Origin of the sequence: Phenylobacterium sp. (assembly GCF_016793225.1) — a bacterium.
In the GTDB taxonomy this organism is placed as follows: domain Bacteria; phylum Pseudomonadota; class Alphaproteobacteria; order Caulobacterales; family Caulobacteraceae; genus Phenylobacterium.
This window is the reverse complement of record NZ_JAEUMN010000188.1, coordinates 15,266-32,600: the sequence shown is the minus strand read 5'-3', so window position 1 is coordinate 32,600 and position 17,335 is coordinate 15,266. Positions and strand designations below refer to the sequence as shown.

The 17,335-nt window shown below is 71.2% G+C and carries 23 protein-coding genes; 12 read left to right on the top strand and 11 right to left on the bottom strand.

The features are described 5' to 3' along the window. Positions 1 to 55: 55 nt before the first annotated feature. The 3 genes from JNK30_RS22135 to JNK30_RS22125 all read right to left on the bottom strand — a co-directional run bounded on the left by JNK30_RS22135 (position 56) and on the right by JNK30_RS22125 (position 2,188). Entirely contained in the window at positions 56 to 505 is a 450-nt protein-coding gene (locus tag JNK30_RS22135) for a MarR family transcriptional regulator (RefSeq protein WP_293485810.1), read from the bottom strand. Continuing rightward, a complete protein-coding gene (locus tag JNK30_RS22130) occupies positions 502 to 1,632 on the bottom strand; it encodes a nitroreductase family protein (RefSeq protein WP_293485808.1) in 1,131 nt (376 codons plus the stop codon). Before JNK30_RS22130 ends, JNK30_RS22135 begins: the two co-directional genes overlap by 4 nt. Before the next feature lie 73 nt (positions 1,633 to 1,705). Continuing rightward, complete coding sequence (locus tag JNK30_RS22125) at positions 1,706 to 2,188, bottom strand: DUF2244 domain-containing protein (RefSeq protein WP_293485806.1); 483 nt, start codon at positions 2,186 to 2,188, stop codon at positions 1,706 to 1,708. Positions 2,189 to 2,238: 50 nt separating this feature from the next. Between JNK30_RS22125 and JNK30_RS22120 the strand changes: the two genes are divergently transcribed. Then, complete coding sequence (locus JNK30_RS22120; RefSeq protein WP_293485804.1) at positions 2,239 to 3,015, top strand: SDR family NAD(P)-dependent oxidoreductase; 777 nt, start codon at positions 2,239 to 2,241, stop codon at positions 3,013 to 3,015. 7 nt (positions 3,016 to 3,022) lie between these two features. Next, positions 3,023 to 3,700: an endonuclease III gene (gene nth, locus JNK30_RS22115; RefSeq protein ID WP_293485803.1), complete on the top strand. Its 678-nt coding sequence runs from the start codon at positions 3,023 to 3,025 to the stop codon at positions 3,698 to 3,700. 21 nt (positions 3,701 to 3,721) lie between these two features. Here the strand turns inward: nth and JNK30_RS22110 are convergent, their stop codons facing one another. The 3 genes from JNK30_RS22110 to JNK30_RS22100 form a co-directional block, all read right to left on the bottom strand. Next, positions 3,722 to 4,885: a glutathionylspermidine synthase family protein gene (locus JNK30_RS22110; RefSeq protein WP_293485801.1), complete on the bottom strand. Its 1,164-nt coding sequence runs from the start codon at positions 4,883 to 4,885 to the stop codon at positions 3,722 to 3,724. A 176-nt stretch (positions 4,886 to 5,061) separates the two neighbouring features. Further along, positions 5,062 to 5,826 (bottom strand): PspA/IM30 family protein, encoded by a 765-nt coding sequence (locus tag JNK30_RS22105; RefSeq protein ID WP_293485799.1) that lies wholly within the window; start codon positions 5,824 to 5,826, stop codon positions 5,062 to 5,064. A 13-nt stretch (positions 5,827 to 5,839) separates the two neighbouring features. After that, complete coding sequence (locus tag JNK30_RS22100; RefSeq protein ID WP_293485797.1) at positions 5,840 to 6,508, bottom strand: DUF2170 family protein; 669 nt, start codon at positions 6,506 to 6,508, stop codon at positions 5,840 to 5,842. 78 nt (positions 6,509 to 6,586) lie between these two features. Here JNK30_RS22100 and JNK30_RS22095 point away from each other — a divergent pair, with 78 nt between their 5' ends. From JNK30_RS22095 to JNK30_RS22085, 3 genes are read left to right on the top strand one after another with little or no spacing between them, the layout of a single operon-like run. Next, positions 6,587 to 7,231: a DUF2491 family protein gene (locus JNK30_RS22095; protein ID WP_367118776.1), complete on the top strand. Its 645-nt coding sequence runs from the start codon at positions 6,587 to 6,589 to the stop codon at positions 7,229 to 7,231. Between the two features lie 30 nt (positions 7,232 to 7,261). Beyond that, complete coding sequence (locus tag JNK30_RS22090; RefSeq protein ID WP_293485842.1) at positions 7,262 to 7,678, top strand: DUF350 domain-containing protein; 417 nt, start codon at positions 7,262 to 7,264, stop codon at positions 7,676 to 7,678. 18 nt (positions 7,679 to 7,696) lie between these two features. Further along, positions 7,697 to 8,305 carry a DUF1190 domain-containing protein gene (locus tag JNK30_RS22085; protein WP_293485795.1) on the top strand — a complete coding sequence of 203 codons (609 nt, stop codon included), beginning with the start codon at positions 7,697 to 7,699 and terminating at the stop codon, positions 8,303 to 8,305. A gap of 109 nt (positions 8,306 to 8,414) precedes the next feature. Here JNK30_RS22085 and JNK30_RS22080 read toward each other — a convergent pair whose 3' ends face one another. Further along, positions 8,415 to 8,645: a heavy metal-binding domain-containing protein gene (locus JNK30_RS22080; protein ID WP_293485793.1), complete on the bottom strand. Its 231-nt coding sequence runs from the start codon at positions 8,643 to 8,645 to the stop codon at positions 8,415 to 8,417. 228 nt (positions 8,646 to 8,873) lie between these two features. Between JNK30_RS22080 and JNK30_RS22075 the strand changes: the two genes are divergently transcribed. From JNK30_RS22075 to JNK30_RS22050, 6 genes are read left to right on the top strand one after another with little or no spacing between them, the layout of a single operon-like run. Next, complete coding sequence (locus tag JNK30_RS22075) at positions 8,874 to 9,863, top strand: adenosine kinase (RefSeq protein ID WP_293485791.1); 990 nt, start codon at positions 8,874 to 8,876, stop codon at positions 9,861 to 9,863. Positions 9,864 to 9,868: 5 nt separating this feature from the next. Next, positions 9,869 to 10,459: an imidazoleglycerol-phosphate dehydratase HisB gene (gene hisB, locus JNK30_RS22070; protein ID WP_293485789.1), complete on the top strand. Its 591-nt coding sequence runs from the start codon at positions 9,869 to 9,871 to the stop codon at positions 10,457 to 10,459. Positions 10,460 to 10,469: 10 nt separating this feature from the next. Beyond that, positions 10,470 to 11,105 carry an imidazole glycerol phosphate synthase subunit HisH gene (hisH, locus tag JNK30_RS22065; RefSeq protein WP_293485788.1) on the top strand — a complete coding sequence of 212 codons (636 nt, stop codon included), beginning with the start codon at positions 10,470 to 10,472 and terminating at the stop codon, positions 11,103 to 11,105. Next, positions 11,102 to 11,824: a 1-(5-phosphoribosyl)-5-[(5-phosphoribosylamino)methylideneamino]imidazole-4-carboxamide isomerase gene (gene hisA / locus JNK30_RS22060; RefSeq protein ID WP_293485787.1), complete on the top strand. Its 723-nt coding sequence runs from the start codon at positions 11,102 to 11,104 to the stop codon at positions 11,822 to 11,824. Before hisH ends, hisA begins: the two co-directional genes overlap by 4 nt. Further along, complete coding sequence (gene hisF, locus JNK30_RS22055) at positions 11,821 to 12,615, top strand: imidazole glycerol phosphate synthase subunit HisF (protein WP_293485786.1); 795 nt, start codon at positions 11,821 to 11,823, stop codon at positions 12,613 to 12,615. The genes hisA and hisF overlap by 4 nt, the downstream gene beginning before the upstream one ends. After that, positions 12,612 to 12,935: a phosphoribosyl-ATP diphosphatase gene (locus JNK30_RS22050; protein ID WP_293485785.1), complete on the top strand. Its 324-nt coding sequence runs from the start codon at positions 12,612 to 12,614 to the stop codon at positions 12,933 to 12,935. The genes hisF and JNK30_RS22050 overlap by 4 nt, the downstream gene beginning before the upstream one ends. A gap of 6 nt (positions 12,936 to 12,941) precedes the next feature. Here JNK30_RS22050 and JNK30_RS22045 read toward each other — a convergent pair whose 3' ends face one another. Genes JNK30_RS22045 through timA form a run of 3 tightly spaced genes read right to left on the bottom strand, consistent with a single transcriptional unit; the run spans position 12,942 to position 15,192 of the window. Then, positions 12,942 to 13,433 (bottom strand): Smr/MutS family protein, encoded by a 492-nt coding sequence (locus JNK30_RS22045; RefSeq protein ID WP_293485783.1) that lies wholly within the window; start codon positions 13,431 to 13,433, stop codon positions 12,942 to 12,944. Next, positions 13,430 to 14,554, bottom strand: a complete 1,125-nt coding sequence (locus JNK30_RS22040) for an MltA domain-containing protein (RefSeq protein ID WP_293485781.1) — start codon at positions 14,552 to 14,554, stop codon at positions 13,430 to 13,432. Before JNK30_RS22040 ends, JNK30_RS22045 begins: the two co-directional genes overlap by 4 nt. A 20-nt stretch (positions 14,555 to 14,574) precedes the next feature. Next, positions 14,575 to 15,192, bottom strand: coding sequence for a TIM44-related membrane protein TimA (gene timA, locus JNK30_RS22035; protein WP_293485779.1), 618 nt, complete (start codon positions 15,190 to 15,192; stop codon positions 14,575 to 14,577). 176 nt (positions 15,193 to 15,368) lie between these two features. Between timA and secB the strand changes: the two genes are divergently transcribed. Then, positions 15,369 to 15,848 carry a protein-export chaperone SecB gene (gene secB / locus JNK30_RS22030; protein WP_293485777.1) on the top strand — a complete coding sequence of 160 codons (480 nt, stop codon included), beginning with the start codon at positions 15,369 to 15,371 and terminating at the stop codon, positions 15,846 to 15,848. Between the two features lie 194 nt (positions 15,849 to 16,042). On the opposite strand, the gene dnaQ is transcribed toward secB, so the two are convergent. Next, entirely contained in the window at positions 16,043 to 16,777 is a 735-nt protein-coding gene (gene dnaQ, locus JNK30_RS22025) for a DNA polymerase III subunit epsilon (RefSeq protein WP_293485776.1), read from the bottom strand. Positions 16,778 to 17,335 lie beyond the last annotated feature (558 nt).

Genomic DNA, 17,335 nt, shown 5'->3' with positions numbered 1-17,335 from the left:
ATGGTCCTGCCCGCGGGGAGGACCGGTTCCCAAGGCAGAAGGCCGCGCGAGGGCTTCAGTCCCGGGCCTCGTCCAGCAGCCGGCGCACCTTCTGCAGCGTGGGCAGGAGGGCCGCCAGCTCAGCCTCGTCGACCTCGGAGAACAGCTCCCGGAACAGGGGCTCGAGGCTCGCGACCGCCGCGTCGCGCACCGCCCGGCCGGCGGGCGTCACGCTGACCGCCTTGCCCCGGCCGTCCGCGGGGTCGGCCTCGACCACGACCCAGCCCTCGGCTTCCAGCCGCTTCAGCGTGCCCGTCACCGCGGCCTTGGTCACCTGCAGGGCGCCGGCGATCCGCGACGGCGCGCGGCGCACGTGGCCCATCCGGATCATGTGGTTCAGGACGGTGAAGCCGGCCATCGAGAGGCCGGGCGGCATCACCCGCTCGGCGGCCGTGCGCGCCAGGTGCTCGATGATGCCGATCTCGTTGAAGAAGACGAAGGCCGTCGGGTCGGCGGGCGGCTTCATGCGCGGATATGCTCGGCGAGGCCGCGCCGGGGCGCCGGCCCGGCCGGCTTCGCGCGGCCGGCGCGCACCAGCATCTGCAGCGGCGCGGCGGGCGACGCGTCCAGCAAGGCCTGGGTCTCGCGGTAGGGGCCGGCCATCTCGGGGAACTCCTGCAGCGTCATGCTCCAGGGGTGCAGCGAGAGCCCCTGCGCCGTGGCGGTCAGCTGCATGCGCGCATAGGCCCGGCCGGCCGCGAGCTGGGTGGCGCGGCCGTTGTCGGGCCCCCGGAGCCAGACGAAGGCCGGGGTGGCGGCCAGCATCTTCAGCCACATGTCCTCGCCGCTGCGCGAGGCGAACGACTTGGGGTCCGCCAGCGTCTTGTGCGACATCAGGCCGAGCGCCGCGAGGCCGTCGATCATCGGCCCCTCCAGCGCGATTCCGTCGCGGTGGCGGGCGATCTCCTCGCGGCCGATGCGCATCAGCCGCACCGACTCCATGTGCGTGGCGGTGGTGGCGCCCTCGATGCGGAACCCCTCGCCGCCCACGGCGATCAGGCGCGCCCGCCGCGCGGCGTCGGTCACCGATCCGGCGGTCAGCGGCGCAGACGCGGCGGCCGTGATCGCGGCGAGCTCGGCCTCGGCCGGCGGGCGCTTCAGGTCGAACGGCTGGCGGTTGGTGTGCCGGCGGAGGATCTGCGCGAACAGCGGGTCGGGCCGCACCGAAGCGTCGGCCGCCAGCCGGACATGCGCCACCGGGCGGTCGTCGAGCACCGGTTGGGGCTCGCCCTGCGGCCAGGGCGTGACGTCGGCCCGCAGGCCGCGCTGCGCCGCCGCGATCGCGAGCACCTCCAGGAACGCGCCGCAGCCCAGGACGATCTGCCGGTTCGGCGGGTCGGTCGCCGGCAGCAGGCGCGTGCGGTCCACGTGCAGCACGATCTCGTCGCGACCCGGCAGGTCCACCAGCCAGGGCTGCCGATTGTGCGGGTTCGGGGCGAGGATGGCATGCGCCAGCGCCCACCGCCGGGGGTCCGTCTCCCCCGCTCCCGGATTGCGCCAGGCCGCGACCGGATCGGGCCCCGACGGCGGGCCGCACGCCGCCAGCGGCGCGGCGGCGGCCAGGACTTCCAGGACATGGCGGCGGGTGGGCATCGGCGTATTCCGTTTAGACCTAAACCATATAGCTAAGGTCTAAACCATTTTCGGGCCCTGTCCAGTGTGGATGTCAGTCGCGGTGCCGGCGAGCCTTCCAGATCGCGTCTTCCAGGGCGCGTGCGAAGGCCGCCCGCTCGCCAGGACTGAGCGCCTGCGCGACCGGCGTCTCCCGCCCCGACAGCGCGAGCCGCAGGGCCGTGACCCGGTCCTCCTCGTCCCGCTCGGTGGCCACCCGGGTGAACGCCGTAGGGCTCTCCCAGACGACCCGGGTCTCCTTCGGGCTCTCGTAGGTGACGGTCACCTCGGCGGGGCTGACCTGGACCCGCTGGACGATGCGGCCGGCGCGGAAGCTGGCCATGAACGCCACGACCACCGCCAGCACGTCGATCGCCAGGAACGGCAGCAGGACGAAGACCGCGCCCATCCGCAGGAACACCAGCGCCGAAGCGCAGTTGGCCACGGTGATCAGGCTGATCAGGATGATGAAGCCGCGGTCGGACAGCGACCGGTTGGGCCGGATCTCCGCGTCCATGTAGAGGGCCGCCGCAGGCATGGCTGCGGACACTATTCCGGTCGCCGCAGAAGTCCACTATCCCAACCGCCATGACCGAACAGACCTGGGCCAGGGGCCGCATCGCGCTCGTCACGGGGGCAACGTCGGGCTTCGGGGAGGCCATGGCGCGGCGCCTGGTCGCCGGCGGCGCCAAGGTGATCGCCACGGGCCGGCGGGTGGACCGCCTGCAGGCGCTCGCCGACGAACTGCGCACGCCCGACCTCCTCACCCGCGAGCTCGACGTGCGCAGCCCCGACTCCATCGACGCCCTGCTGCCGGGCCTGCCGGCCGGGTTCCAGGCCATCGACGTCCTCTACAACAACGCCGGCCTGGCGCTGGGCCTGGGCAAGGCGCACGAGGCCTCGCTCGACGACTGGACGACGATGATCGACACCAATGTGACGGGACTCGTCCGCATCACCCGGGCGGTGCTGCCCGGCATGGTGGAGCGCAACTGCGGCGACGTGATCAACCTGTCGTCGGTGGCGGCCAGCTATCCGTACCCCGGCGGCAACGTCTACGGCGCGACGAAGGCGTTCGTCCGCCAGTTCTCGCTGAACCTGCGCGCCGATCTCCTGGGCACGAAGGTGCGGGTCACCTCCATCGAGCCCGGAATGGCCGACACCGAGTTCTCGCTGGTGCGGTTCGCCGGCGACCGCGAGAGGGCGGACAACGTCTACAAGGGCGTCCACGCCATGAGCGCCGACGATGTGGCCCTGGTCTGCGAGAGCGTGCTGAGGCTCCCGGCGCACATCAACGTCAACACCCTGGAGCTGATGCCGGTGCAGCAGGCCTTCAGCCCCTTCGCCGTCGATCGGGGCGGCTAGCGCGGCCGTGCCCAGACCCGCCGGACCGCCGCGCCGCAAGCTCAAGCCCGCCGAACAGGCGCGGATCGCCGAGCTGTTCGCGCGCTTCGAGGCGCAGGAGTCGGATCCGCGCACCGAGCTCGACTACGCCGGCCCCTACACGCTGGTCGTCGCGGTCGCCCTGTCGGCCCAGGCCACCGACGTCTCGGTCAACAAGGCCACCGCGAAGCTGTTCGCGGTCGCCGATACGCCGCAGAAGATGCTGGCGCTGGGAGAGGACGGCCTGAAGCCGTTCATCAGCTCCATCGGGCTGTTCAACACGAAGGCCCGCAACGTCGTCCGGATGGCCGAGATCCTGGTCGAGCAGTATGGCGGCGAGGTGCCTCTGGAGCGCGAGAAGCTGCAGGCGCTGCCGGGCGTCGGCCGCAAGACCGCCTCGGTGGTCCTGAACGAGCTGCGCATCGAGCCGGCGATCGCGGTGGACACCCATGTCTTCCGCGTCGGCCATCGGCTGGGTCTCTCGACCGGCAAGACGCCCGACAAGGTCGAGCAGGACCTGATGGCCATCGTCCCCGAACCGTACCTGACGCGCGCCCACCACTGGCTGATCCTGCACGGCCGCTACACCTGCCTCGCGCGCCGGCCGAAGTGCGAAGCCTGCCCCGTCGCCGACCTCTGCCCCAGCCGGCGCCTGTTCGTCCGCTGAACGTGGGGCGAGCTTGCGCCGCTACCCGATGATCGCGTGGGGAACGAAGCGGCTGAGGTTGCGGGTGACGCGGCTGCGGTCCTCGCGGATGCCGATGCCGGCCGGCTCGTCTCCCACGATCCACGCGCCGATCACGGGATAGTTCCCGTCGAAGGCGGTGACCTCGTGGAGCGCCTGGCGGATGTGGCCCTCCTCGCCGTAGCCCTGGTCCAGCACGCGGGCCCGTCGGCCGGCCTTCACGAGCTCGATGTTGGCGCCCTCGCGGCTGAACAGCGGCTTGCGCACGAACGAGCGGCCCAGGTCGGCGGCCCGGGGATCGTCCTCGAAGTAGGCGGGCAACAGGTTCGGGTGGCCCTCATGCCGCGCCCAGAGCAGCGGCAGAACGCCCTTGTTCGAGAGCACCGCCTTCCACGCCGGCTCCAGGAACTGCGTCCCCGAGGCCTTGATGTTGGCGGCGTATTCCTCCCGCAGCATCTCCTCCCAGGGGTACAGCTTGAAGAGCGCCTGGATGACGTAGCCGTCCTGGTCCACGAACTTCTGGTCCGCCGTCAGGCCGATCTCGCCCACGGGCGTGAACTTGGGCTCGATCCCGGCCTGGGAGGCGATGTCCTCGAGGTACTTCACCGTCTGCCGGTCCTCGACCGCGTCGGGATCGCTGGCGAAGTGGACGAAGCCGCCCGCCGGGAAGATCGCCCGGAAGCGCGACTGCAGCTTCTCGTGCAGGCTGTTGAACTGGTCCGCGTTGGCGGGCAGGCGCCCGGCCGCCATCATGTCCTCCAGCCAGATCCACTGGAAGGCCGCGGACTCGTAGATGCTGGTGGGCGTGTCGGCGTTGTACTCGAAGAGCTTCGCCGGACCCTCGCCGTCGTAGGCGAAGTCGAACCGGCCGTAGAGCGAGGGATCGCGCCGCGCCCAGCTCTCAGCCACGTCGTCGCGGCTGGCCTCGGGGATGGCGAGCTTCGCCATCAGCTCTTCCGACTTCACCACCTCGTCCACGAGGTCCAGGCACAGGGCGTGCAGCTCGCGCGCGGGCGCCTCGAGCCCCTCCTCGATCTCGGGCAGGCTGAACGCGTAGTAGGCCCGCTCGTCCCAGTACCGCGCCCCGTCGATATGGCGCCACGTGAAGCCGAGCCGCTCGGCCTTCTCGTCCCAGCCGGGGCGCTCGGGGGTCTTGATGCGTTTCATGGTGTCGGAATCTCCGGACCCCTGCTCGTCATCCCGCGACTTGTTCGCGGGACCCATCGTCCCGCTCGCAGGCGCGTGCGTGGGTATTCGCCCCGCGCCTTCGTTTCGTGGCTCGCGCGGTCGCCGACATGGGTCCCGCGGACAAGCCGCGGGATGACGTAAGGAGAGCGGGACCCTCAGCTCTCCTTCCGCTCGACCGGGACCGGCTGAGCCTCGAGCTGCAGGCGCGGGGCCTCGAGCTGGGGCATCGGCTCGCCGGCGGGGGCCTTCAGGCGGGCCAGGATGTCGTCGGCGCTCTGGTGGCCCGGCAGGATCCCGGCGGCGGCCAGCTTGGCGTCGAGGTCGGCGCCGGTGCGCTTGTCCTCCAGCTCGCCGGCGGCGCGGAACTTCTCGTCGGCGATCGCCTGGCGTTCCTTGATCCGCTTGAGGCTGTCCGCGGCCGAGCCGAGCGACGCCTGCGCCGAGCCGCCGCGGGAGGCGACGGAAGCCTGGGCGCGCTGGACGCTGTCGTTGACCTTCACCACGTCGATCTCGCGGCGCAGGTTTTCGACCTTCTGCTGCGTCTGGGCGATGGTCTGGTGCAGGCGCTCCTCGGCGGTGCGCATGTCGGCGAGCTGCGGGGTCTTGACGCCGATGTCGGTCTCCAGGTCGGCGATCCGGACGGCCACCTCGCGGGCGAGGCCTTCGTCGCCCTTCGCCAGGGCGGCGCGCGCCGAGCCCTCGTACCGGGCCGACTGGTCCTTCAGGCCCTGGATCTCCTTTTCCAGCATGCGCCGCTTGGCGACGAGCGTGGCCAGGTCGTCGCGGGCGCGCCCCAGCGCGTTGTCCGCGTCGCGGATCTCCTGGTCGAGGATGCGCAGCGCGTTGGCGTCGACGACCGCCGCGCCGGCCTCGTAGCTGGCGCCGCGGAAGAGGGTGATGAGCTTGGTGAAGATCGACATGTGGGCTCCGGGCTCAGGCCGCCGAGGCGAAATCGTCGCGCAGGTCGCTGGCGGCGCGGATCGCGTTCTCCGCCAGCATGCGCAGTTCGATGATGACCGTCTGCAGGGTCGTCTTGCACGACAGTTCGCCGAACACCTCGTAGTAGTCGCGGCCGGCGATGGTGGTGATTCCGAAGTTCGAGAGCGGCACCAGCTTCTGCGCCTTCAGCAGGAAGACGTTGAACGCCGCCTGGTCCTTCTGCTCGTCCACCGGCCACAGCAGCGCGCTCACGACGATTTGCTCGGCGCCCACCGACATGAAGACCGGCAGGTCGCCGAACTCGTGCATGGTGACCTGCAGCACGGGGTCCGTCCCCTCCAGCACGCGCGCGGTCAGTTCGCCCTCGCGCAGGAGGCGGGTCTCGGACAGCGCTTCGGCAAGACTCTTCACCGACCAATCGGTGTCGATGACATGGTCCATCTGGAATGATCCCTGCGGAGGGTCGGGGTTTCTCATCAGCGCCGGTCCGCGGCTCGACGCCGTGATGATCGCGCGGGCGGCGGCCTGGATGTCGGACCTGGCTGCGGGGGGAACCCAGAGCTCCAGCTTCACGAGCCCGAGCCGCTGGCGCTCCTCGCGCCAGAGCCGGGTCCGTTCTGCGGGGCTGAGGCCCGCCGCCTTGTCCGTCCTGCGCCGTCCCATGCGTTCACGTATCCATACGCGTACATTTGACAACACGCAAGATGCGCGTATGGTCCGCGTTCAGCAAGGACGGACGACGTGATCTTCCGGGGACTTTTCGGCGGAAAGCGCGACCAGGGCGACGATCAGGCGATCCCCGTGGTCCGCAACATCACCATCGGGCGCACCGTCCGCCTGGATCCCCTGGCCTGGCGCCGGTACGGGTCGGACGCGAAGTTCGCCCTCGACACCGACGTGCTCGAGATCGTGGCCCAGGGCCGCATCGACCTGGGGCCGGACGGCTTCGTGCACCGCTTCTACACCGAACACGATCTCATGCTGCAGATGGTCAGCCCCGACCCCGAGGGCCAGGGCGCCGACGACTTCACCCTCTTCGGACCGTGGTCCAGCGACTACCCGCCCGACGGCGCGGCGCGGCGCCGCTGGGCGGACCGGCTGCGGGCGCCCGCGTTCGGCGGGCAGGACCTGCCCGAGTACCGCCGCTTCTGGTTCGGCGACGCGGACGCGCGGCAGGAGCCCGTCAGCTTCTGGGAGAGCGTCTACGACGATCGCTCGGGCGCCCGGGCGCGGCGCATCTACCAGACCTGCATGCTCTTCGCCCGGGACCTTCCGGGTGACGGACGCGAACTGCTCCTGGCCATCGAGATGGAGCCGGAGGGCGGCGACCTGACCCACGAGGTGATGGTGGGAATCCCGCTCAATGTGGGAGAATTCGAAGCTTAAGGCGTGAAACGCCAGCTCGAGAGGGACTGCATGACCTTCGATCCCAACGCCTTCGCCACCGGCGCCCTGGCCTTCCTCCTCGCCTTCCTGGCCGCCGGCGGCTTCACGCTGATCTTCAAGGCGGCCTACCGCTGGATCACGCCGCACGACGAGGGCGCCCTGATCCGCGCCGGCAACCCCGCGGCGGCCGTGGCCCTGGGGGGCGCGCTGATCGGCTACGTCATTCCGCTGGCCTCCGCGCTCGCCAACACCCACTCGCTCCCCGAATTCGTCGCCTGGGCCCTGCTGGCGGGCGTGATCCAGATCGCCACCTTCTGGCTGGTCCGCCGCATCGCGCTGCCGGACGTCTCGGCGCGGATCGAGCGGGGCGAGGTGTCGACCGCGCTCTACCTGATGTTCATCTCGATCACCGTCGGCATCCTGAACGCCGCCTGCATGACGGCCTGACGGCCGCGAGGATCTGGCATGAAACGCTCGAAGACCCTGGCGCTGACCTCCCTCATGGCGATGGGCGGGGTGACGCTCACGGCCTGCGGCGACAGCCCGGCCGACAACGTCCGCATCGAAAATCCCGGCCCCTCGGTCGACGCCTACGCCTACCAGTCGCTGGCCGAGTGCAAGGACAAGAACGAGGTCCCCGACGACGTCTGCGACAAGGCCGAGAAGCAGGCCCTCGCCGACGATCAGAAGGCCGCCAGCTGGAACGACCAGAAGAGCTGCGAGGACGTCTATGGCGAGGGCCAGTGCGTGCCCCGCCAGCAGGCGAGCGGGGGCGGCAGCATCTGGGGGCCGCTGATCGCCGGGTTCGTCGTCGGCCGCATGCTGGACGGCGGCTGGGGCGGGCGCGGCATGTACCGCGACTGGCGCGACGGCGGCTACTACTCCTATGGCGGCGGGCGCGTCTGGACCGACTATTCCACCGGCCGGGCCAGGATCGGAAACCGCAGCTTCGAGCGCCCCGACATCGTGCGGCCGCCCGAGAAGATGATGTCGCGCACCAGCGTGGTCAGCCGCGGCGGCTTCGGCGGCCGGATGTCGAACCACAGCATGCGCGGCGGCCGCTGGGGCGGCTGAGCGCGTTCGGCGAAGGTGGAAGCCGGTTCCGCCGCGAGGACGCGCTCCCCTTCGAAGAGATTGAGCCTTTTCGACCGGTCCTGATGCTCCCGTCGAGACCGGACAGGCTCTAGCGCGGCGCGCTGGGGGCCGGCGCGGGCGTCTGCTCGGGTTGCGGAACCAGCTCCATGCCGCAGCCCGGCGCCGGGCAGGTCCCGGGCGCGTCGAACACCTTCCCGTCGTGGTCGCATCCGCACGGCGGGCAGACCCACTTTCCTCCGGGGTTTGCCTGGGCCACGGCCGTCGCCGGGGCGATGCAGGCGCAGGCGGACAAGGCGGCGAACGCGCGGCGGGTGAGCATGGACGGACCCCCAGGCTGACGTCTAACCGGCGCAGGTTACGTCAGGAGTTCGGCGTCAGGTATGCCGCCGAAGCCTCGGTTCCTGCCATCAGACGCGCCCTAGACGTGCGCATGGACGATCACGGGCCCGTGATCGTGCGCCGCACAGGTCTCTGCTGCCGCCCGGCGTTGCTCCGGAACCCCAATCCGGCTAAGCCGCCCCACCAGATCGGACCGGAAAAGCCACGCATGCCCGAACTCTACGACGTCGCCGCGATCGGCAACGCCATCGTCGACGTGATCGCGCCGTGCACGGACGCGTTCCTGACGGAGAACGGGCTGACCAAGGGCGCCATGATGCTGGTCGACCCCGAGGCCTCGTCGCGGCTCTATTCGAAGATGCAGCAGGCGGTCGAGGCGTCGGGCGGCTCGGCGGCCAACACCATCGCGGGCCTGGCCAGCTTCGGCGGCCGCGGCGCCTTCATGGGCAAGGTGGCGGACGACCAGCTGGGCCGCACCTTCGCCCAGGACATGCGCCGCATCGGCGCGCGCTTCGAGAACGCGCCGCTGAAGGGCGGGCCGGCCACCGCCGTCTCGATGATCAACGTGACGCCGGACGCCCAGCGCACCATGTGCACCTACCTGGGCGCCTCGGTGCAGTTCACCGACGACGACGTGGACCAGGACACGGTCGAAGCGGCCCAGATCGTCTACCTCGAGGGCTACCTCTTCGACGCCGAGGCGGCGCGGCGCGCCTTTGCCAAGGCGGCGGCCTTCGCGCACGGCGCCGGCCGCAGGATCGCCCTGACCCTGTCCGACAGCTTCGTGGTGGAGCGTCACCGCGGCGGGTTGCTGGGCTTCATCGAGACCCAGGTGGACCTGCTGTTCGCCAACGAGGCCGAGCTCCTCGCGCTGTTCGAGACCGACAGCTTCGACGAGGCCTGCGAGGCCCTGCGGACCCGTTGCGACCTCGCCGCCGTGACCCGCAGCGACAAGGGCTCGGTGATCCTCTCGCAGGGCGAACGGCTGACCGTCCGCGCCGAGCCTGTGGAGAAAGTCGTGGACACCACCGGCGCGGGCGACCAATACGCAGCCGGTTTCATGTTCGGTCTATCCCGGGGACGGCCGCTGCAGCAGTGCGGCCAGCTCGCCTCCCTGGCGGCGGCCGAGGTGATCTCGCACTATGGTCCGCGCCCGCAGGTCTCGCTGAAGGACCTGGCCGCGTCCAAGGGGTACTGAGGAAGATGAGCCGCAAGGCCGAGGTCGTCCGCAACACCAAGGAGACCCAGATCCGGATCGCCCTGGACCTGGACGGGACCGGCGTGTCCAAGGTGTCCACCGGCATCGGCTTCTTCGACCACATGCTGGACAGCTTCGCCCGCCACGGCGGCATCGACCTCGAGGTCGAGACCAAGGGCGACCTGCACATCGACATGCACCACACCGTCGAGGACACCGGCATCGTCCTCGGCCAGGCGATCAAGGAGGCTCTGCCGGGCTTCAAGGGGATCCGCCGCTTCGGCCACGCCTACATCCCGATGGACGAGACCCTGTCGCGGTGCGCTATCGACCTGTCGAACCGGCCCTACCTGATCTGGCGGGTGGACTTCCGCACGCCCAAGGTCGGCGACATGGACACCGAGCTCTTCAAGGAGTTCCACCACGCGTTCGCCATGAACGCGGGCGCCTGCGTGCACCTCGAGTGCCTCTACGGCGCCAACAGCCACCACATCGCCGAGAGCGGCTTCAAGGCCCTGGCCCGGGCCTTGCGCCAGGCGGTCGAGCTCGACCCGAAGACCCACGGCCACGCCCCCTCCACCAAGGGCGTGCTGTAAGGATCATCCCATGCAGCAAGTGGCCCTGATCGACTACGGGTCGGGCAACCTGCGCTCGGCCGAGAAGGCCCTGGTCCGCGCCGCGGCCGGGAAGGCCGAGATCGTCGTGACCCACGACCCCGACCGGGTCGCCGCCGCCGACCGCGTGGTGCTGCCCGGCGTCGGGGCGTTCAAGGCCTGCATGGACGCGCTCGCCGCCCGCCCCGGCGTGATCGAAGCCCTGAACGCCGCCGTGCGCGATCGCGGCGCGCCCTTCCTCGGCATCTGCGTCGGCATGCAGCTCATGGCCTCGCGAGGCCACGAGTTCGGGGTCACCGCCGGCCTCGGCTGGATCGAGGGCGACGTGCGGAAGATCGCGGTGAGCGACCCGCACCTGAAGGTGCCGCACATGGGCTGGAACACGCTGGAGGTCGTCTCGGACCTGCCGCTGCTCGCCGGACCCCGGGCGGGCCAGCCCGTCTATTTCACCCATTCGTACGCCATGTTCCCCACCGATCCGGCGGACGTGGCGGCCTACGTGGACCACGGCGGGCGCTTCCCCGCCGCCGTCGCGCGGGACAACATGGCCGGGGTGCAGTTCCACCCCGAGAAATCGCAGGGGACCGGCCTCGGCCTCCTGGCCGCATTCCTGGAGTGGCGCCCTTGATCCTGTATCCCGCCATCGACCTGAAGGACGGCCAGTGCGTACGCGTGCTGCACGGCGACCTGTCGACCGCCACCGTGTTCAACGCCGACCCCGGGGCCCAGGCGCGCCAGTGGGCCGACGCCGGCTTCCACTGGATCCACGTGGTCGACCTGAACGGCGCGGTGAAGGGCGAGGCGATCAACGCCCAGGGCGTCGAGGCCATCCTCTCGGCCGTGTCGGTGCCGGTGCAGCTGGGCGGGGGCATCCGCAGCCTGGCCGACGTCGAGCGGTGGATCGAGGCGGGCGTCAGCCGCGTGATCCTGGGCACCGTGGCGGTGAAGCAGCCGCAGGTCGTCATCGACGCCGCCCGCGAATGGCCCGAGCAGATCGCCGTCAGCGTCGACGTCCGCAAGGGCAAGGTGGCGGTCGAGGGCTGGACCGCCGATTCCGACCTGGACGCCATCACCGTGGCCCGGCGCTACGAGGACGCCGGCGTCGCCGCCCTGATCGTCACCGACATCGACCGAGACGGCACCGTCATGGGCTTCAACGTCGAGGCGTTCGGCGCCATGGCCGACGCCGTGGCGATCCCGGTCATCGCCGCCGGGGGCCTCGCCAGCGTCGACGACATCGCCAGACTCAAGGCGCGGCCGGGCGTGCCGGTCGCGGGCGCGGTGCTGGGCCGGGCGCTCTACAACGGCGCCATCGATCCCGCCGAGGCGCTGAGGCTGGCCGCATGAGCACCACGCTCAAGACCCGCCTGATCCCGTGCCTCGACGTGAAGGACGGCCGGGTCGTGAAGGGCGTGCAGTTCGTGAACCTGGTGGACGCCGGCGATCCCGTCGAGCAGGCCCAGGCCTACGACGCGGCCGGCGCCGACGAGCTGATGTTCCTGGACATCACCGCCAGCCACGAGAACCGCGGCATCATCCTCGACGTCGTCGCGCGCACGGCCGAGGTCTGCTTCATGCCGCTCAGCGTGGGCGGCGGGATCCGCAGCGTCGAGGACGGGCGCCGGCTGCTGCTGGCGGGCGCCGACAAGATCTCGATCATGACCGCCGCCGTGCAGGACCGCGACGTCGTGAGCCGCTGCGCCGACGCCTTCGGCAGCCAGGCCGTCGTCGTGTCCGTCGACGCCAAGCGCGTGACGACGCCGGGGCGGGGGGACCACTGGGAGGTCTTCACCCACGGCGGCCGCAATCCGACCGGCCTGGACGCCATCGACTACGCCGTCGAGGTGGTGGCGAAGGGCGCGGGCGAGATCCTGCTCACCTCGATGGACCGCGACGGCGCCAAGACCGGCTACGACCTCGACCTGCTGCGGCGGGTGGCCGAGGCGGTCAGCGTGCCGGTCATCGCGTCGGGCGGCGCCGGGACCACGCGGCACCTGGTCGAGGCGGTCGAGGCCGGCGCCGACGCCGTCCTGGCGGCGTCCATCTTCCACTTCGGCGAGATCTCCATCGGCGAGGCCAAGGCGGCCATGGCCGCGGCCGGCATCCCGGTGCGCCTGACGGAGCCCGTACCCGCATGAGCCGCTTCACCGACGTCGTGGCCCGCCTGACCCAGACCATCGAGAGCCGCCGGGGCGCCGACGCCTCGACGTCCTACACGGCCCAGCTCCTGGGCGACCTGGACCGCGCCGCCAAGAAGATGGGCGAAGAGGCGGTGGAGACGGTGATCGCCGCCGCCCAGGGCGACCGCGACGCCCTGACCGCCGAGAGCGCCGACCTGATCTACCATTGGCTGGTCCTGCTCGCGGCCGCCGGCGTCAGCCTCGACGACGTCGCGGCGCGCCTCGAGGCCCGCGAGGGGACTTCGGGCCTCGCGGAGAAGGCTGCGCGCAAGAGCTAGCCCGCCTCAGCGCGGCTTGCGCTTCAGGGCGACGTAAAGCGCCCCTTCCCCGCCGTGACGGCGCGACGCCTCCGAGATTCCGGCGACGATGTGCGACACCTCGGGCGCGCCCAGCCAGTCCGGAGCGCGCCGGCGCAGCACGCCGTCGCCCTGGACGCCCTTTCCCGTGATCACCAGGACGGCGCGCCAGCCGTCGTCCCAGGCCCGCTGCAGGAACGCCTCCAGCGCGCGGCGCGCCCGGTCCTGCGTCATGCCGTGGAGGTCGATCCGCCCGCCGATCTCCTCGCGTTCCCGGGCGATGCGATGGCGGCGGTTAGGCTCGATGGCGTCCACGCGTTCGCGCAGCGCCTTGGCCGCCTCGGCCACCCTTGCGGGCGCGATGCGCGCGGGGGCGTCCAGGGTCTGCGGCTGCGGGCCCGCGCGGTTCTGCAGCGGGTGGACCGTGGCGGCGACCTTGCCCCACAGGTGAAGCTCTTCCGGCGTCGGGTGGCGCTTCATCGCGGCACGATCCGCCAGAGCCGAAGCGTGTGCCGCACGCGGCCGGCTTCCAGGCCCGCGGCCTCGCCCTCGCCGAGGTAGAGGTCGGCGCGCACGTCGCCCTTGATGGCCCCGCCGGTGTCGAGCGCCGTCACCAGGCGGCTGTAGGTCGGGAAGGCGCCCGCCAGCAGCGGCGCGCTGGCGTCGATCCAGAGAAGCTCGCCCATGGCGTGGAACGCGGGGTCGACGGCCACGGCGCGGCCCCGGGGCAGCGGCACGCCCGCGGCCCCCGCCGGCGGCCGGCCGTCGTCCGGCGCGAGGCGGAAGAAGGCGTAGCGGGGGTTGAGCCGCATGATCTCGTCGGCGGCCGCGCCGCGATTGGCCGCCAGCCAGCCGCGGATCGCATCGCCCGAGGTGTTGTCCCGCGCCAGGAGCCCGCGGTCCCGCATCGGGTTGGCGATCCCCACGAAGGGGCGGCCGTTGTGCGCGGCGTACAGCGCCTTGCGCCGCGCGCCGTCCTCGAACACGAGGACCCCCGAGCCCTGCACCTGCAGGAAGAAGAGGTCCTCGGGCCGCATCCAGGCCAGCGCGTCCTCCGACGGACGCGCCTCGATGGCGCTGCGGTCGGGATAGCTGGTCCGCGAGCCGTCCGGCAGCGACTGCAGGACCGCCCCGTCCTCGACCAGCAGGTCCGCGGGGCGCGGCCTTACAGGCGCGCTGAACTCGCCGTCGGGACGGCGGCGGGCGGGGTAGACCGGGGCGAAGTAGGCCGTCAGCACGCCCTCCCCCTCCACCCGTTCGGCGATGAAGAAGGCCTCGAGGAAGGGCCGCCCGACGCCCGGCGCCACGTCCCGGACGGCCCGCGCCCGGGCGCAAAGGTCGGAGAGGCCGGGGTCCTTCGACGCGTGGCACACCGCCCGCCAGGCGCCGAACGCGGCGTTGTGATCCTCGGTCGACCAGCCCGGCAGGGCCGAAAGCTCGACCCGGCGCGGTTCGGGCGCCTCCGGACGCGGCGCCGGCGGTCCGGGCGTAGGAAAGCCCGGCGGCGGCGGACCATGCTCGTAGGGCGTGGCGCACCCAGCCAGAGTCAGGGCAGCCAGACCCGAGACGGCGAGCTTCAGGGCGGCGAAGGCCGCCGCCATCCGTCGGCCCCCCGGCAGGCTCACGCCTCGGCGGCGTCCACGTGGACGAGCGTCCAGTTCGGGTCGCGGGCCTTGAGGCGCCGCTCGAACGTCCAGAGTTCGGCGGTGCGGCGGTCGTCCACGGCCTCGCCTTCCGGACCCTTGGTGCGGCTCCGGAACTCGGCCAGGAACCGGACGGTCAGCCGGGCGAGGTCGCCGTCGGTCACGTCGGCCCGCTCCAGGTCCGCGCGGGGCGCCTGCAGGAACTCCACCGTCTCGGTCCGCCCCTCGCGGGCGCGGGTGTCGATCACCGCCTCGAAGCTCTCCAGCACCTGCGGCGCCAGCAGGTTGCGGAGCGTCGCCTTGTCGCCCTCGGCGAACGCCTTGACGATCATCTCGTACGCCGACTTCGCGCCGCCCAGGAACCGGGTCATGTCGAAGGCCGGATCCTTGGCCTTCACCGCGGCCAGGCCCGTCAGCTCCACGCCGTCGTCGGCGGGTTCCGCCAGGCGCTCGGGCGCGCGCGGGGGCCTCGGCGTCGCTTCCGCCGCCGGCTGCTCGCCCGGCTGGCGTCCGACGCGCCGGCCCAGCACCGAGTAGAGCTGGTAGAGCACGATGGCCGCGAGGCCGGCGAAGATGATCAGTTCGAGGACTTGCAACGAGCCGCTTTCAGGTCAGTGCGGGGCGAACGCATCCTTATACGCCCATTTCACCCATATAGTCCGCCGGAACGCGGTCGTCAGGGGCGGCGTTGCATCGGACCTACCCACATGATAGCCGCGTCCTCCGAAAGCGCGCGATCCTGCCGCCTCCAGATGAGAAATCCGCTCCAGTCATGACCGACACCGACGCCGGCGACATGGCGCTGCAAGGCTCCGAGCCCGGCATCCGCATCCTCGCCCAGTTCATCCGCGACCTCAGCTTCGAGAATCCGCGCGCGCCGGACGCCCTGCGCCCCAGCCAGGACCAGCCGCAGATCGATCTCGGCGTCGAGATGAACGCCCGCGGGCGCGAGGACGGGCTCTTCGAGGTCGACCTGAAGCTGTCCGCCAAGGCCAACCGCTCGGACGGCGCCCTGTTCGTGGTCGAGCTGCTGTACGGCGGCGTCTTCCAGATCGGCGGGGTCCAGCCCGACGAGATGGAACCGGTGCTCCTGATCGAGTGCCCGCGCTACCTGTTCCCCTTCGCCCGGCGCATCATCGCCGAGGTGAGCTCCGAAGGCGGTTTCCCACCGTTCCTGCTCGATCCCATCGATTTCGCCGGGGTCTACGCGGCGCGCAAGGCGCAGCAGGAGCCGCAGGTCGGCCACGCCTAGGGTTCAGGCCCTATTGGATATCTTCCGAGCGTCCCGGCGAATGCCGGGACCCAGATTTGCGTGCGAGATCATGATGGGAAGGGCTCCGAAGCAAGGGCCCCCCATCTGAGCCCTTCCATCTGGATCCCGGCCTTCGCCGGGATGGCCGGGTATTGAATAGGGACCCTAGGCGCACAAGCCTGCGCGGGCGGCGTTCAGGCCGCCCGGTCCTCGGCTTCGATCACCGCCAGGCCGAATTCGGCCCAAAGCGCCTCGCCCTTCACCTTTTCGCGGATGAACGCCGCGTGGACCGCCCGTTCGGCCTCGGTCGAACGGGGGGCCAGGGGTCGCGGCCGCGGCCCGTACTCGACCCGGGTTGTCATCGCCACCGAACCCACCGCCGTCGACGCGGTAAGCTCCAGCCGCCGCTCGCGGCCGCCCTTCAGCTCGAGATAGACGGCGGCCAGCAGCTTCGCGTCGATCAGCGCGCCGTGCTTCTCGCGCTCGGACAGCGAGATGCGGAAGCGCTTGCAGAGGGCGTCCAGCGAGTTGTGCATCCCCGGGAAGCGCTGCTTGGCCAGGCCCAGGGTGTCGATCCAGCGGTGCTCGGGGATCTCGACCCGGCTGCAGCGCGAAAGCTCCCAGTTCACGAAGCCGCGGTCGAACGCGGCGTTGTGAGCGATGATCGGGGCGTCGCCGACGAACTCGAGGAAGGCGTCCACCACCTCGGGGTCCTCGAACCGCGGCTTGCCCTTCAGGAAGCCGCTGGTCAGCCCGTGCACCCGCTCGGCCTCGATGGGCATGTCGCGGCAAGGATCGATGTAGACGTGGAAGCTGCGGCCGGTGGGGACGAACTGCTCGATCTCCAGCGCCGCGAGCTCCACCAGACGGTCGCCCGTCAGCGGGTCGAAGCCGGTGGTTTCGGTATCGAGAACGATCTCACGCCCCATGCCCCGTTCATGCCGTGCTTCGCGGCGGCCGGGCAACCGCGTCCGCGGCGCCGTCCCCAGGCGGCTGAAATCACCCACAGCTCAACGCCTCTCGCAGCTTCTCGCCCGCAAGCGGCGATGTTCGCACAATGTTCCCGCGAACGCCAGCCGGCCCCTTGGCGGCCCCTCATCGGGGGTTGGGTGGGAGCGCTACCTCAAACGGCTGTCATCCCGGTTTCGCCGGAGGCGAAGACCGGGACCCATAGACTCCGTGGGTCCGGAGGGGGCGCGGCGGTGACGGCCGCGGGCCGCCCCTGCCATCGGGCGCGTATGGGTCCCGGCTTTCGGCTTCGCCGATGCCGGGATGACAGCTGAAAGGGTGGGGGGCGCTGTGGGGGGCCAGGTTCAACCCAAAGCTTCCGATCGTCCCGGCGAATGCCGGGACCCAGATCCATGGGCGGGATGGTGGTGGGAAGGGCTCCGGGCTTGTGGAACCCGCTTTCCAGCCATCCCATCTAGATCCCGGCATTCGCCGGGATGGTCGGGGGTTGGGTGGGAGCGCTAACTCAAACGGCTGTC

Bases quoted from the DNA above. Each gene is read 5' to 3' on its own strand.
- dnaQ (WP_293485776.1), bottom strand. From the start codon at position 16,777: ATGGGGCGTGAGATCGTTCTCGATACCGAAACCACCGGCTTCGACCCG.
- hisB (WP_293485789.1), top strand. From the start codon at position 9,869: ATGAGCCGCAAGGCCGAGGTCGTCCGCAACACCAAGGAGACCCAGATC.
- JNK30_RS22120 (WP_293485804.1), top strand. From the start codon at position 2,239: ATGACCGAACAGACCTGGGCCAGGGGCCGCATCGCGCTCGTCACGGGG.
- hisF (WP_293485786.1), top strand. From the start codon at position 11,821: ATGAGCACCACGCTCAAGACCCGCCTGATCCCGTGCCTCGACGTGAAG.
- JNK30_RS22085 (WP_293485795.1), top strand. From the start codon at position 7,697: ATGAAACGCTCGAAGACCCTGGCGCTGACCTCCCTCATGGCGATGGGC.
- JNK30_RS22040 (WP_293485781.1), bottom strand. From the start codon at position 14,554: ATGGCGGCGGCCTTCGCCGCCCTGAAGCTCGCCGTCTCGGGTCTGGCT.
- JNK30_RS22130 (WP_293485808.1), bottom strand. From the start codon at position 1,632: ATGCCCACCCGCCGCCATGTCCTGGAAGTCCTGGCCGCCGCCGCGCCG.
- secB (WP_293485777.1), top strand. From the start codon at position 15,369: ATGACCGACACCGACGCCGGCGACATGGCGCTGCAAGGCTCCGAGCCC.
- JNK30_RS22125 (WP_293485806.1), bottom strand. From the start codon at position 2,188: ATGCCTGCGGCGGCCCTCTACATGGACGCGGAGATCCGGCCCAACCGG.
- JNK30_RS22135 (WP_293485810.1), bottom strand. From the start codon at position 505: ATGAAGCCGCCCGCCGACCCGACGGCCTTCGTCTTCTTCAACGAGATC.
- JNK30_RS22075 (WP_293485791.1), top strand. From the start codon at position 8,874: ATGCCCGAACTCTACGACGTCGCCGCGATCGGCAACGCCATCGTCGAC.
- JNK30_RS22050 (WP_293485785.1), top strand. From the start codon at position 12,612: ATGAGCCGCTTCACCGACGTCGTGGCCCGCCTGACCCAGACCATCGAG.
- JNK30_RS22090 (WP_293485842.1), top strand. From the start codon at position 7,262: ATGACCTTCGATCCCAACGCCTTCGCCACCGGCGCCCTGGCCTTCCTC.
- JNK30_RS22105 (WP_293485799.1), bottom strand. From the start codon at position 5,826: ATGTCGATCTTCACCAAGCTCATCACCCTCTTCCGCGGCGCCAGCTAC.
- JNK30_RS22080 (WP_293485793.1), bottom strand. From the start codon at position 8,645: ATGCTCACCCGCCGCGCGTTCGCCGCCTTGTCCGCCTGCGCCTGCATC.
- JNK30_RS22045 (WP_293485783.1), bottom strand. From the start codon at position 13,433: ATGAAGCGCCACCCGACGCCGGAAGAGCTTCACCTGTGGGGCAAGGTC.
- JNK30_RS22100 (WP_293485797.1), bottom strand. From the start codon at position 6,508: ATGGGACGGCGCAGGACGGACAAGGCGGCGGGCCTCAGCCCCGCAGAA.
- hisH (WP_293485788.1), top strand. From the start codon at position 10,470: ATGCAGCAAGTGGCCCTGATCGACTACGGGTCGGGCAACCTGCGCTCG.
- JNK30_RS22110 (WP_293485801.1), bottom strand. From the start codon at position 4,885: ATGAAACGCATCAAGACCCCCGAGCGCCCCGGCTGGGACGAGAAGGCC.